The sequence below is a fragment of the Streptomyces sp. KLMMK genome (genome assembly GCF_036961605.1).
Taxonomy (GTDB): domain Bacteria; phylum Actinomycetota; class Actinomycetes; order Streptomycetales; family Streptomycetaceae; genus Streptomyces; species Streptomyces telluris.
The window spans coordinates 1-12,845 of the sequence record NZ_JBAMDC010000187.1; the positions used below are offsets into that span (position 1 = coordinate 1).

The following is a 12,845-nucleotide window of genomic DNA, read 5'->3' on the forward strand; positions in this document are numbered from 1 at the left end:
GGTGGCCGCCCCCGCCCCGGCCGACGGCGGCCTGCCCCGCACCACTTCCGCGGACACCCTCGCCACGATGCAGGCCGCGGTGCTCACGGGCGCCGCGGTGTGGATCGGCTACGTGAACGCGGAGGGCGCGGCGAGCCAGCGCGTCATCGCCCCGGTGCGCGTCGAGGGCGGCTTCGTGACCGGCTACGACCACACGGCGGACGAGGTCCGCACGTACCCCCTGCACCGGATCACGGGCGTGGCGGAGCTGGCGGACGAGCACGCCTGATGCGCGCGACCAGGCGTGGCCCACCTGTCCTGATCCGGCGAGACCACTCGACGCGGCCTCCGCCCCCAGGAGCGGGGTTCTCAGCCCGCTTGCCAAAGTTCCCCGGATACCGCGGCCGATTCCGGTGCGATGCGCCATCCTTGCACCGGGGAGGGGAACGTGGGCAGAGCATCGAGGAAAAAACAGGACCGGCGATCGCGAAGCGCTACACCGACCGTGATCGCCGCAGCCACTGAGCGCGATCCTCAGGACGTCGGCGCCAGAGCGCTCAAAACCCTGCTCAGCTCGAACGCACCCGGCGGCCTGAGCCTCGCTGGCGCCTATGCGTTCGGCTACCTCGCGCTCGCAGGGGCTCAGCTCGACGGGGATGGACCGGTCTGGTACCACGAGATCGATCCGCTCGACGCGCTGTTCCTTGGGACTGCCTGGCCGAAGACCTTCACCGACGAGTTCGAGTTCGCCAACGCGCGCGATGCATGGCTGCGCCTCTTGCGAGGCACCGTGCACGGCAAAGGCATCCAGCGTTTCGTCCGCGAGACCGTCACGGCGAGCGAAGAGCTGGGGCTTCCCGTGGACGATGGGAAACTACTGCTGGCGCTCACCGGTCGGCTGGAAGCGGCTGGGCTCGACCGGCGTCGCCTGCCCCGGCGACTGTTGCCAGAAGCAGCCCTCCAGGGCTGCCGCGCGGTCTATGGCCCGTCTCTGGATCTGCAACGCCCCAACCTGCCGGAGGACGCAAGGGAACGGGTCAAGCAGTTCTGGAAAGGCACGGAGGAGTCATGGACCGCCGACACACCTCAGGCCGTTCTCCGCGACGGGCTGCGCCGGTTCCATGACGCCGGGCTGCCAGTGAAACAGGAATCCGGAGTGCTGCTGCCGGCCTTGTACGCGGCACTCATGACGAAGCCCGGCGAGCTTCTGGAGGACATGGGCGAACACGCCACGGCGTGGGCCTACTCCCTGGACGAGGCATCGTCACTGGTGCCAGTGCTTGACATCCTTCTTGCCGCTCCCGAGCTGGAGATGTCCGTCGCTGACACCCTCGGGCATCTCTTCGCCGTACCCGCCTTCACCGAGCCGATCCCCGCGGATGCCCTGCTCTGGACTAGCTCTCCCGGTCTCGCCCTGCCACGTCTGGCCTTCGAGCTGGGCATACCCAAGATTTCCACGCTGGAAGCAGCAGTTACCCCGGACCTGCTGGATTGGCTCGGCATGCACGCCAGAATGCGCCTGAGCGCTGCCGCTCGGGGGCGCGCCGCCGATCTCGAGGAGACGGGCAGCGCGGACGGCATGGACGGCATGGAGGAGAAGTCGGACGAGCGATGGGCCGAGCGGCGCGAGGCCGTGCGAGAGGTGGTGCTGCACAAGGTCCGCAAAAAGTCCGGCGGGACGCTTGCTACGCACCGCCGGTTCAACCACCCAGTCGAGCGCATCTGGAACGCGGACGGCAGTTCCGTGGTGCGGATCTCGACCGACACCCCTCATGGAGAGGAGTTGAAGGGCGCCCTGAAGAGCCAACGGGACGCCTTCCGAGAGAAGTTCGGCCGCGATCCAGGGCCGGGCGACCCGCTGTTCTTCGACCCCGACGCGGACGAGCCCACCCGTCTCACCAAAGAGTACTTCGACGGCATGATGTTGGAAATGGCGGAGCGTGCGGTTGAGTTGGGCATCGACCCCGCGTTCATCCATGCCTGGCGCGAGGTCGGGTACGTGGTCACCGAGGAAACCAGGAACATGTTCACCACCGCCGAGGTGCTCGCCTACAACAGGGCCCTTGCTCGGCACCGGCAGGGCGGGGAATGACCGACAGAACCGAGAACCACATCAGCGGAGGAGTTTTCTTCGGCTGCGTGATTCAGGGGCGGACCGTCACCCTGACGCTCCCCGACCGCCCGGACCCCGCACTAGCCGGACTTCCCCGGCAGTCGGCGACCTTCTCCGGGCGCCGCACCCAGCTGGAACGACTCCTCACGGCCTTGGCGCCGACGCCACCCGACGACATGAGCGGCACTGTGGTGGTATCCGGGCTCGCCGGATCGGGCAAGACCGAACTCGTACTCCAGGCAGCCCATCGAGCGCTGCAGGAAGGCTGGTTCCCCGGTGGGGTCCTCTTCGTCGATCTGCAGGGCTACGACGCGAAGCGCAAGGTTTCCCCGAAGCGGGCCCTGGGCACCCTACTGCGGGCGCTCGGCATCCCCCCGGAACACATTCCTCCCGGGCTCGAGGAACGCGCGCGCGTCTACCGTTCCGCGCTGAGCGCAATGGGCGCGGCCGGGCAACGAGTCTTGGTCGTTCTGGATGATGTACCCGCCACCGACAAGATCCGCCATCTCCTGCCGAGCGACGAAAGCACGGCCACGCTCGTGTCCTCGCGTCACTCCCTCGCGGAGCTGAACGCCTTGGCACTCACCTTGCGGGAGCTGCCCGCCAACGAGGGGCAGGAGTTACTGGACGGCGCCCTCCGCGCGGCTCTGCCCGAAGACCCGCGGGTGACAGTTGAGACCGCCGAGGCCGACCGGCTCGTCGCACTGTGCGGCGGCCTGCCACTGGCCCTGTGCATCTTGGCGTCCCTACTTGTGGACGTGCCGACCCGGCCTCTGTCCCACCTCCGCCGGGACCTTGAGGACGCGCACTCCAGACTTTCCGTGCTGAGCCGGGAGAGACGCGCCGTAACCGCGGCCTTCGCAGTGTCCTACCGACGGCTCACCAAAAACCAGGCCAAACTCTTCCGACTCATGTGCCTGCACCCTGGACCAGACTTCTCCACCGAGGCCGCGGCCCAGCTGTACGGCGAGAGCGTCAAGGAGACCGAACGACTCCTGCTGGATCTGGCTCGACGGCACCTGGTCGAGTCCCGAGAGCCCTACGGGCGCTGGCAGCAGCACAGTCTCGTGCGCCTCTACGCCTGGGAGCAGCTCGGGGCGGTCAAAGACTCCTGGGGCAAGGGCCTCATGCATCTGCTCCTCTACTTCCACGAAATGACCACGCTGGCGTGCGAAACGCTCTTCGCCCCCGCGGCGGCACAGCCCACTGAGAAGCCCCTCTTCACTGACCGGACCGCGGCGCTGCAGTGGCTGGAGGCCGAGCGGAATACCCTGGTCGCGGCAGCCATCCGGGCTCATAAGGCCGACGACGATCTGATGTGCGTGGCCTTGGCGGTGCCCGTCTCACAATTCCTGATGGAGGCGCGTTACCTGGAGGATGCCAGGTGGGTGCTGGCCGCGGGCATCCAGTCGAGTCGAAGGCATGAGGACAGTCTTCACGAGGCAGCTCTGCTGAGTTCTCTCGGTGTGGTCTTTCGAGACATGCGCAAGTTGCGCAAATCTGTTCGCGCGCACTACAAGGCCATCAAGATCTGCCGGCGGTTGAAGGAGCAGCGAGCCCTGGCCGGCGCACTGAACAACCTCGGGCTGTCGCTCCACGATCAGCGCAAGTTCGAAGAGGCTGTGGCGGCTCATTCCGAAGCCGCAGAGATGTTCAAACGCGCCGGTGATCGGATCGGAATGGCGTCCGCTCTGAGTAACACCGGCGAGACTCTGACCGAGCTGGAACGCGTGAAGGAGGCTTCCCGCGTCCTCCACAAGGCCTCGAAGATCTTCCGAAAACTGGGCGACCTACGTGGTTACTCCCAGGCTCTGGGCAGCCTCGCCAAGGCGACGCGCAACGACGGGAAGGCCGAGCAGGCCGTGGCGCTGCACAAGCGCGCGCTCGACATGGCCGACGGCCTGCTCATTCCTCATGAGAGGGCGGTCGAACTGTCCAACTTCGCCGGCACGCTGACCGCTGCCGGCGAGTTAGAAGCGGCTCTCACCGCGCAGCAGGAGGCACTGGGCACCTTCCGGCGCCTGGGAGATCGCCGCGGCGAGGCGATGACTTTGGGAAATATGGCTCTCGTGCGCCAGAAGCAGGGCAAATGGAACAAGGCTGTACGGCTGCACACCCTCGCCCTGGAGGCATTCCTCGAGGGCAAGGACGATCACGGTCTGGCCGCCGAGCTCAAGAGTCTCGCGTTCGCGCTTCTCGAGCAGGGCTGTAACACCGAGGCCCTGGAAAACCTGGAGCTCGCCGCCGACCTGTATCACCAGACCGGCGATAGGGAGAGTGCAGCAGAAACGCTCGACCTCATTGACCGAGTGCGAAGGAGGTCTGGAGTCGGCATGCGCGCCATGGACGGCCAGATGTGATCGATCGCGTATGCGGCATACTAGAAGTTTGACCTTTACCGAAAGGGTGCAGGCGTGAACGGACCCCTCATCGTCCAGAGCGACAAGACGCTGCTCCTGGAGGTGGACCACGAGCAGGCCGACGCATGCCGTCGCGCCATCGCCCCCTTCGCCGAGCTGGAGCGCGCCCCGGAGCACATCCACACCTACCGGGTCACCCCGCTGGGCCTGTGGAACGCTCGGGCGGCCGGGCACGACGCCGAGCAGGTCGTCGACGCCCTCGTCACGTACTCGCGCTACCCCGTCCCGCACTCGCTCCTCGTCGACATCGCGGAGACGATGGACCGCTACGGGCGGCTGAAGCTGGTCAAGCACCCCACGCACGGGCTGGTCCTGGAGTCCACGGACCGCCCCGTCCTGGAGGAGATCCTCCGCTCGAAGAAGGTCCAGCCGCTCGTCGGCGCCCGGATCGACCCGGACACGGTCGCCGTGCACCCCTCCGAGCGCGGGCAGATCAAGCAGACGCTGCTGAAGCTGGGCTGGCCGGCGGAGGACCTGGCCGGCTACGTGGACGGCGAGGCGCATCCGATCGAGCTGGCGGAGGACGGCTGGGCGCTGCGGCCGTACCAGCAGCAGGCCGTCGAGGGGTTCTGGCACGGCGGTTCGGGCGTGGTCGTGCTGCCCTGCGGCGCGGGCAAGACGCTCGTGGGCGCCGGCGCGATGGCCAAGGCCAAGGCGACCACGCTGATCCTGGTCACGAACACGGTCTCGGCGCGGCAGTGGAAGCACGAGCTGGTGAAGCGCACGTCGCTGACCGAGGACGAGATCGGCGAGTACAGCGGTACGAAGAAGGAGATCCGGCCGGTCACCATCGCCACGTACCAGGTCCTGACGACCAAGCGGAAGGGCATCTACCCGCACCTGGAGCTGTTCGACTCCCGCGACTGGGGCCTGGTCGTCTACGACGAGGTGCACCTGCTGCCGGCGCCGGTCTTCAAGTTCACGGCCGATCTGCAGGCGCGGCGGCGGCTCGGCCTGACGGCGACGCTGGTGCGCGAGGACGGGCGCGAGTCCGACGTCTTCTCCCTCATCGGCCCGAAGCGCTTCGACGCGCCGTGGAAGGAGATCGAGGCGCAGGGCTACATCGCGCCGGCCGACTGCGTGGAGGTGCGCGTCAACCTCACGGACTCCGAGCGGCTCGCCTACGCGACGGCCGAGACGGAGGAGAAGTACCGCTACTGCGCGACGACCGCGACGAAGCGGCGCGTCACGGAGGCGCTGGTGGCCCGGCACAAGGGCGAGCAGACGCTGGTCATCGGGCAGTACATCGACCAGCTCGACGAGCTCGGCGAGCACCTCGACGCGCCCGTGATCAAGGGCGAGACCAGCAACGCCCAGCGCGAGAAGCTCTTCGACGCCTTCCGGCAGGGCGAGCTCTCGGTGCTCGTGGTCTCGAAGGTCGCGAACTTCTCCATCGACCTTCCGGAGGCGACGGTCGCCATCCAGGTGTCGGGCACGTTCGGCTCCCGGCAGGAGGAGGCCCAGCGCCTCGGCCGGGTGCTGCGCCCGAAGGCGGACGGGCACGAGGCGCGCTTCTACTCGGTGGTCGCCCGGGACACCGTCGACCAGGACTTCGCGGCGCACCGGCAGCGGTTCCTGGCCGAGCAGGGTTACGCGTACCGCATCGTGGACGCGGACTCGCTGCTCGCGGGCGAGGAGGCGTAGGCCGTACGAGCGTGCGCAGGCTCCACGGCCGCGCACGGCCCCGGCCCCGTACGGAGGGGAGCCGGGGTCAGGCCCTGCGGTCGTCCGCGTACTGGCCGAGGACGACGACGCTGACGGCCGCGCCGGCGAAGGCCTTGATCGCACGGAGGGCGTGCGCGAAGGGGGATTCGTCGGTGGCGGAGTCCGGGTTCATGGCTGCTGTGTTCATGTCTCCATGATGGTTGCCCGCGGCGCCCCGGACATCGGCCTGCCGGTGTAAAAGCGCAGGCCCGGGCGTACGACCCGAGGATCATGGCGTCCTACGGGAGGTGGAGGCCGACCCTGAGGACGACCCTGGGGAGGGCCCATGGGACGCTCCCGGGACGCCCTCGGGACGCCCTCGGGAGGGGCCCCGGGGCGACTCCGGGGCGCGGGAAAAACGCTCGCGCGCCCCCGGCCCGCTGACTACAATCTTCCCTTCCCGCCCGCCTCCCGCAGCGCCCGCCGCCGCACGGAGCGCGGCCGCCGACCGGACGGAAACCGGCGGCTTCCGATCGTCCCCCGTACGTCTGGAGGCTCTGCCGTGCCCGCGCCGCAAGTGACCACCCACGCGAACGACCCCCTGGAGCGGGAGCGCACCCACCTCTCCTCCTCCCGCGCCGCCCTGCGCGCGATGAGGGAGGACGTCGAGGCCCTGGACATCAAGGACGTCACCGCGAACTGGGTCAACGCCGCAGTCCTGGAGCGGCAGATCGAGGACCGCATCACGGCGCTGGCCGACCTCGCGCACACCCCGCTGTTCTTCGGGCGCCTGGACTACACGCACGCGCCGGGCGCGGAGCAGGCCGAGGGCGCGGAGGGCGAGCAGTTCTACATCGGCCGCCGGCACGTGCACGACGCGGACGGCGACCCGATGGTGATCGACTGGCGCGCGCCCGTCTCGCAGCCGTTCTACCGGGCGTCCAAGAAGGAGCCGATGGACGTGCGGATGCGCCGCCGCTTCGGCTACACGGGCGGCGAACTCACCGCGTACGAGGACGAGGACCTCACCGACGCGTCCACCGCCGACCGGGCCAGCCAGCTCCTGCAGGCGGAGATCGAGCGGCCGCGCGTGGGCCCCATGCGGGACATCGTGGCCACGATCCAGCCGGAGCAGGACGAGATCGTCCGTGCGGGGATCGGCGGCACGGTGTGCGTCCAGGGGGCTCCCGGCACCGGGAAGACGGCGGTCGGCCTGCACCGCGTGGCCTATCTGCTCTACGCGCACCGCGAGCGCCTCGCCCGCACGGGCACACTGGTCATCGGCCCGAACCGGTCGTTCCTGCACTACATCGAGCAAGTCCTGCCCGCGCTGGGCGAGTTGAACGTGGCGCAGGCGACGGTCGACGACCTCGTCGCGCACGTGGAGGTGCGCGGCACGGACCGCGCGGAGGCGGCCCGCATCAAGGGCGACGCCCGCATGGCGGAGGTGCTGCGGCGCGCGGTGCGCTCCGGGGTGACGATGCCGGAGGAGTCCGTGGTCGTCGTGCGCGGCTCGCGGCGGTGGCGGGTGCCCGCGTACGAGATCGAGGAGATCGTCCGCGAGCTGCTCGGCCGCGACATCCGCTACGGCGCCGCCCGCGAGGCCCTGCCGCAGCGGATCGCGCACGCCGTGCTGGTGCGCATGGAGCAGGCGGGCGAGGCGCCGGACGACCGGGTGCAGGACGCGGTCGCGCGCAACGCCGCCGTGAAGGCCGCCGTGAAGGCGGTGTGGCCCGCGGTCGATCCGGTGAAGCTGGTGCTGCGGCTGCTGTCCGACGCGGAGTTCCTGGCGGAGCACGCGGACGGGGTGCTCTCGGCGGAGGAGCAGGCGGAGATCCTGTGGGCGAAGCCGGCGCGCGGCGTGAAGTCGGCGAAGTGGTCGGCGGCGGACGCGGTCCTGATCGACGAGGCGGCGGACCTGGTGGCGCGGACGCCGTCGCTGGGCCATGTGGTCCTGGACGAGGCCCAGGACCTCTCCCCCATGCAGTACCGCGCAGTGGGCCGGCGCTGCACGACCGGTTCCGCGACGATCCTGGGCGACCTCGCGCAGGGCACGACGCCGTGGGCGACGGCCAGCTGGCAGGAGGCGCTCACGCACCTCGGCAAGCCGGAGGCGGCGGTGGAGGAGCTCACGCAGGGCTTCCGCGTGCCGCGCGAGGTGATCGCCTACGCGTCGCGGCTGCTGCCCGCCATCGCCCCCGGCCTGGCCGAGGCGACGTCCGTCCGTGAGGCGGCGGGCGACTTCGCGGTGCGCGCGGTGTCCGGCGGGGAGCTGGACGCGGCGGTCGTGGCCGCGTGCCGGGAGTCGCTGGAGCGGGAGGGGTCGACCGGCCTGATCGCGGCGGACGCGCGGATCGGGGCGCTGGGCGCGCTCCTGACGGAGGCGGGCCTGCCGTACCTGGCCCCGGGCGAGGAGACGACAGCGGAGGCCCGCCTGACGCTGGTGCCGGCCTCGCTGGCGAAGGGCCTGGAGTACGACTACGTGGTCCTGGACGAGCCGGCTGCGGTCGTCGCCGGCGAGCCGGACGAGCGGACGGGGCTGCGGCGGCTGTACGTGGCGCTGACGCGAGCGGTGTCGGGGCTGACGGTGCTTCACGCGGAGCCGCTGCCGGGGCAGTTGACGCAGCCCCTGCACGCACCGGAGTAACCCCTGCACACGGAGGACCCGCGCCCGGGAGGCCTTACGCGGCTGCCCGGGAGGCCTTACGCGGCTGCCCGGGAGGGCTTACGCGGCTGCCCGGGAGTCCTTACGGGGCCTCCCCCTCCGGCTCCAGCCCCCTGAGCAGGGCGTCCAGCAGCCCGGGGAACCGCTTGTCGAGATCCCCCCGCCGCAGCTGCACGAAGCGGTTGCGGCCGGAGACGCGCGTCGAGGTCACCCCCGCCTCGCGCAGGACCTTCATGTGGTGCGACACCGTGGACTTGTGCAGGTGGTCGAGGCCGAGCCCGCTCAGGTCGCAGGCGAACTCCTGCCCCCTCAAGTACACCGACAGGAGCTGCAGGCGCACCGGGTCGCCGAGCGCGTGCAGCACCCTGACCAGCTGGATGTCCTCGGTCGCGGGCTGCGGCAGCCACTCCTCCGGCATGTGCTCTTCCCTCCTCGCCCCCGACAACTGTTTGACAATTATCCACCCGTCCCCAATTGTTTGACGAGCATCCAACGATTGATCTCGGGGGGATCCTGTGCGTCTGCGACTACTCCTGCTCGCCCTCGGCACCTTCGCCGTGGGCACCGACACCATGGTCATGGCCGGCATCCTCGGCCGGGTCGCCGACGACCTCGGCGTCTCCGTCCTGGCGGCCGGCCAGGTGGTGACGGTCTTCGCGCTCGCATACGCGCTGCTCGCCCCGGTCCTGGCCGCCGCGACCGCCCGCTGGCCGCGCCGCCGCCTGCTGCTGACGGCACTCGCCGTGTTCACCGCGGCGAACGCCCTGAGCGCCCTCGCGCCCGACTATCCGACGCTCCTCGCGACGCGCGTCCTGGCCGCCGCCGGAGCCGCCCTCTACAGCCCGAACGCCAGCGCGGCCGCCACCACCCTCGTCCCGCCGGAGCGGCGCGGCCGGGCCATCGCGACCGTCCTCGGCGGGATGACCGTGGCCACGGCCCTGGGGGTGCCGCTCGGCACCTACGTGGGCCGGGCGGACTGGCGGCTGACCATGTGGCTCGTCACCGCGCTCGGCGCCGTGGCCCTGCTGGGCCTGGCCGCCTTCCTCCGCGAACTGCCCGCGCCCGCCCAGGCGGTGGGCCTGCGGGAGCGGCTCTCCCCGCTGCGCGACGGGCGCGTCCTGGCCGCCGCGGCGACGACGTTCGCCTTCTTCATGGCGTTCCAGTCCGTCTACATCTACCTGGGCACGGCCGTCCACCCGGCGACGGGAGGCGACGCGGACCGGCTCAGCACCATCCTGCTGGCGACGGGCGTCGCCTCGGTCGCGGGCAGCTGGCTCGGCGGCCACGTCGTGGACCGCTGGGGCGTCCGCAAGGTCCTGCTGGCCGGCAGCGTGGTCTCGGCGGTGTTCTTCGCGGCACTGCCGTGGCTGGGCCGGACGATGACGGGCGCGCTCGTCTACGCGCTGGCGGTGCCGCTCGCGGGCTGGTCGATCTCGGTGGCCCAGCCCCACCGCCTGGCCTCCCTGCGCCCCGCCGACGCGCCGCTGCTGCTCTCCCTCAACAGCAGCGCGCTGTACCTGGGCATGGCCGCGGGCGGCGGGACGGGCAGCCTGGCGATGGCACTCCTGGGAGAGCGCTGGTTCCCGCTGGGGGCGTCGGCGCTGGCGCTGGTGGCGCTGGGGATGGCGGCAGGGACGACGAGGCCGGCCGCGACGGCCGCCGCGGCTGCGGGGGCAGGCCGCACGCGGACCCCGGCCGGGCCCGCAGCCGGGAACCGGGCCCGGCAGGAGTCCAGCCCGTCCGGCGTTTGAGGCCCGGGGCCGGGGCGGGGCCCCGGAACGCCCTACGCGTCCAGCGCCTCCCGCCACGTCCGCACCGCGCCGGCGTCCACCGGCCCGCCCCACCCGTCCGGCCGAGCGGCACCGCCGATGTGGAAGGCGGAGATCCCGGCCCCGCGCAGCACCGGCAGATGCTTGAGCTGCAGCCCGCCGCCGACCATGATCCGCGGCTCGTAGCCGGGGTCGTCGGCCCGCCCCGCCTCCGCGACGAGCGTGGCGAGGCCGTCGTCGACCCCGGAGGCGGACCCCGCCGTCAGGTAGGTGTCGAGGCCGGGCAGGTCGGCGAGCTGCTTGCGCAGGGCGTCGCGGTCGGCCGCCCGGTCGATGGCCCGGTGGAACGTCCAGCGCGCCCGCGGCCCGATCGCGTCGGCGAGCGCGGCGACGGCCGTGAGGTCGGCGCGGCCGTCGTCGGTGAGGAAGCCGAGGACGAACTCGGAGGCGCCTTCCGCGGCCAGCGCGCGGGCCCGGTCGCACAGGGCGTCCAGGGCCGCCGCGTCGCCCGCGGAGAAGCCGTCGGCGGCGCGCAGCATGACGCGCACGGGGATGCGGACGGCGTCCCGCACGGCGGTGAAGGTCTCCAGGGGCGGGGTGAGGCCGTCCGCGGCCATGTCGGTGACCAGTTCGAGGCGGTCCGCCCCGCCGTCCTGCGCCGCCACCGCGTCCCGCGGACCGAGCGCGATCACCTCAAGAATTGGTCTAGACATATTGCACAGCCTGCCATACGGGGGCCCCGCGCCAAAAGCGGTGCCCCACAATTGGCCCCATGGCAGCTACGACCGAGCACCCGTCCGGCCCCGCCCTGCGCATCCGCTGGCAGGAGGCCGTCGACCGCGCCCGCGGCGGCGCGACGTCCCCGGACCCCGGCCCGTACGCCGACGACCTGCTGCGCCGCTGGTCGGAGCCGCAGCGCCGCTACCACACCGTCGATCACCTGGTGGCGGTCCTGGACCGGGTCGAGGAGCTGGCCGCGCACGCCGACGACCCGGACGCCGTACGCCTCGCCGCCTGGTTCCACGACGCGGTCTACCGCCCCGACCGCTCCGAGAACGAGGAGCGCAGCGCCCATCTGGCCGAGCGCGCCCTGCCCGAGCTGGGCATCGGCGCCGCCCGCACGGCCGAGGTCGCCCGGCTCGTACGGCTGACCGCCGGCCACGCCCCGGGGGCCGGCGACCGGGACGGCGAAGTGCTCTCCGACGCCGACCTGGCCGTGCTCGCGGGCTCCCCGCAGGAGTACGCGGCCTACGCCGCCGCCGTCCGCGAGGAGTACGCCTTCGTGCCCGACGCGGCCTTCCGCGAGGGGCGCTCGGCCGTGCTGCGGCAGCTCCTGGGCCTGCCGCGGCTCTTCCGCACGCCGCTGGGCTACGACCGCTGGGAGGCGGTCGCGCGCCACAACCTCACCACCGAACTGGACCTGCTGACCGGCTGAACCGGCTGACCGCGCACCTGCACGGACCACGCCAGCACGGGCTACGGCCGCACGGACTACGGCCGCACGGATGACGGCCGCACGGAGGACTACGGCCGCTCGTGCTTCGGCCGCCGCAACCCCGCGCCCACCAGCAGCCGCACCAGCTCCTTGCTGCTCGCCTCCACCGCACCCAGCCGCACGGCGTCCCCGTAGGACGTCGACGGCACGTCGTAGTGATCGCGGTCGAACGCGCGCGCGGGCGCGCCGAGCCGCGCGGCGAACGCGTGCAGTTCGTCGTACGACACATCGCTGATCAGGTGGGACCACATACGGCCGTGCCCGGGCCAGACGGGCGGGTCGATGTAGAGCGTCATCGGCGGCGCCTCACCGCAGGGCACCGGCGAGCGAGCCGACGGGCGCGACCAGGACCGTCTGCTTGGTGCAGGCCCAGTGCGGGTCGGGCCCCAGCTCCGGCTCGACCTCCAGGGCGTGCAGATCACCGGACCGGGTGCAGAGCGGGCACAGCGGCCAGCGGCCGTACCGCTCCAGCAGGGCGTCCTGGACGTCCTGGGCTATCAGCCCGACCACGAACCCGGCGCCTTCCGGCCATTGCTCGACCCACCAGCGCCGCTGCGCCACCGCGTCCTCGACGAGCGAGACGACGTCGGCCTCCGCCACATCACCCGCAACCAGGTCGGCGAGGATCAGGGCACGCGCCGTGTGCAGCGTTTGTTCGAGCTCCATACGGTCCATTGTCCCGGACAGGGGCGGTTGACGGCTCACCACCCTGAAAATACCTTTCAAAAGGTGAGCAGCAAACTGAAAGAAACTACCGGCG

Annotated in this window: 12 protein-coding genes; 7 read left to right on the forward strand and 5 right to left on the reverse strand. The window is 71.4% G+C overall.

From position 1 onward, the window contains the following. The 4 genes from V7793_RS23335 to V7793_RS23350 form a co-directional block, all read left to right on the forward strand. Nucleotides 1-268: WYL domain-containing protein (locus V7793_RS23335; RefSeq protein WP_336009515.1), on the forward strand; the 268-nt coding region annotated here is incomplete at its 5' end. A 216-nt stretch (nt 269-484) separates the two neighbouring features. Beyond that, a complete protein-coding gene (locus tag V7793_RS23340; RefSeq protein ID WP_336009517.1) occupies nt 485-2,071 on the forward strand; it encodes a hypothetical protein in 1,587 nt (528 codons plus the stop codon). Next, nucleotides 2,068-4,452 (forward strand): tetratricopeptide repeat protein, encoded by a 2,385-nt coding sequence (locus V7793_RS23345; RefSeq protein WP_336009519.1) that lies wholly within the window; start codon nt 2,068-2,070, stop codon nt 4,450-4,452. Before V7793_RS23340 ends, V7793_RS23345 begins: the two co-directional genes overlap by 4 nt. A 54-nt stretch (nt 4,453-4,506) precedes the next feature. Beyond that, nucleotides 4,507-6,156: a DNA repair helicase XPB gene (locus V7793_RS23350; RefSeq protein ID WP_336009523.1), complete on the forward strand. Its 1,650-nt coding sequence runs from the start codon at nt 4,507-4,509 to the stop codon at nt 6,154-6,156. Nucleotides 6,157-6,223: 67 nt separating this feature from the next. Here the strand turns inward: V7793_RS23350 and V7793_RS23355 are convergent, their stop codons facing one another. Then, complete coding sequence (locus V7793_RS23355) at nt 6,224-6,364, reverse strand: hypothetical protein (protein ID WP_336009525.1); 141 nt, start codon at nt 6,362-6,364, stop codon at nt 6,224-6,226. A 369-nt stretch (nt 6,365-6,733) separates the two neighbouring features. On the opposite strand from V7793_RS23355, the gene V7793_RS23360 reads away from it, so the two are divergent. Beyond that, nucleotides 6,734-8,803 (forward strand): HelD family protein, encoded by a 2,070-nt coding sequence (locus V7793_RS23360; protein WP_336009527.1) that lies wholly within the window; start codon nt 6,734-6,736, stop codon nt 8,801-8,803. A gap of 100 nt (nt 8,804-8,903) precedes the next feature. Here V7793_RS23360 and V7793_RS23365 read toward each other — a convergent pair whose 3' ends face one another. Continuing rightward, nucleotides 8,904-9,239 (reverse strand): ArsR/SmtB family transcription factor, encoded by a 336-nt coding sequence (locus V7793_RS23365; RefSeq protein WP_336009529.1) that lies wholly within the window; start codon nt 9,237-9,239, stop codon nt 8,904-8,906. A 97-nt stretch (nt 9,240-9,336) separates the two neighbouring features. On the opposite strand from V7793_RS23365, the gene V7793_RS23370 reads away from it, so the two are divergent. Beyond that, entirely contained in the window at nt 9,337-10,572 is a 1,236-nt protein-coding gene (locus tag V7793_RS23370; protein WP_336009531.1) for an MFS transporter, read from the forward strand. A gap of 32 nt (nt 10,573-10,604) precedes the next feature. On the opposite strand, the gene V7793_RS23375 is transcribed toward V7793_RS23370, so the two are convergent. Continuing rightward, on the reverse strand, nt 10,605-11,303 hold the full coding sequence (locus tag V7793_RS23375) for a copper homeostasis protein CutC (protein WP_336009533.1): 699 nt from the start codon (nt 11,301-11,303) through the stop codon (nt 10,605-10,607). A 59-nt stretch (nt 11,304-11,362) separates the two neighbouring features. Between V7793_RS23375 and V7793_RS23380 the strand changes: the two genes are divergently transcribed. Continuing rightward, the gene (locus tag V7793_RS23380; protein WP_336009535.1) at nt 11,363-12,025 is read left to right on the forward strand and encodes an HD domain-containing protein; all 663 of its coding nucleotides are present in this window, start codon (nt 11,363-11,365) and stop codon (nt 12,023-12,025) included. Nucleotides 12,026-12,114: 89 nt separating this feature from the next. Here V7793_RS23380 and V7793_RS23385 read toward each other — a convergent pair whose 3' ends face one another. Continuing rightward, entirely contained in the window at nt 12,115-12,381 is a 267-nt protein-coding gene (locus V7793_RS23385; protein ID WP_168091635.1) for a DUF4031 domain-containing protein, read from the reverse strand. 10 nt (nt 12,382-12,391) lie between these two features. Then, nucleotides 12,392-12,760 carry a hypothetical protein gene (locus tag V7793_RS23390; protein WP_168091641.1) on the reverse strand — a complete coding sequence of 123 codons (369 nt, stop codon included), beginning with the start codon at nt 12,758-12,760 and terminating at the stop codon, nt 12,392-12,394. Nucleotides 12,761-12,845 lie beyond the last annotated feature (85 nt).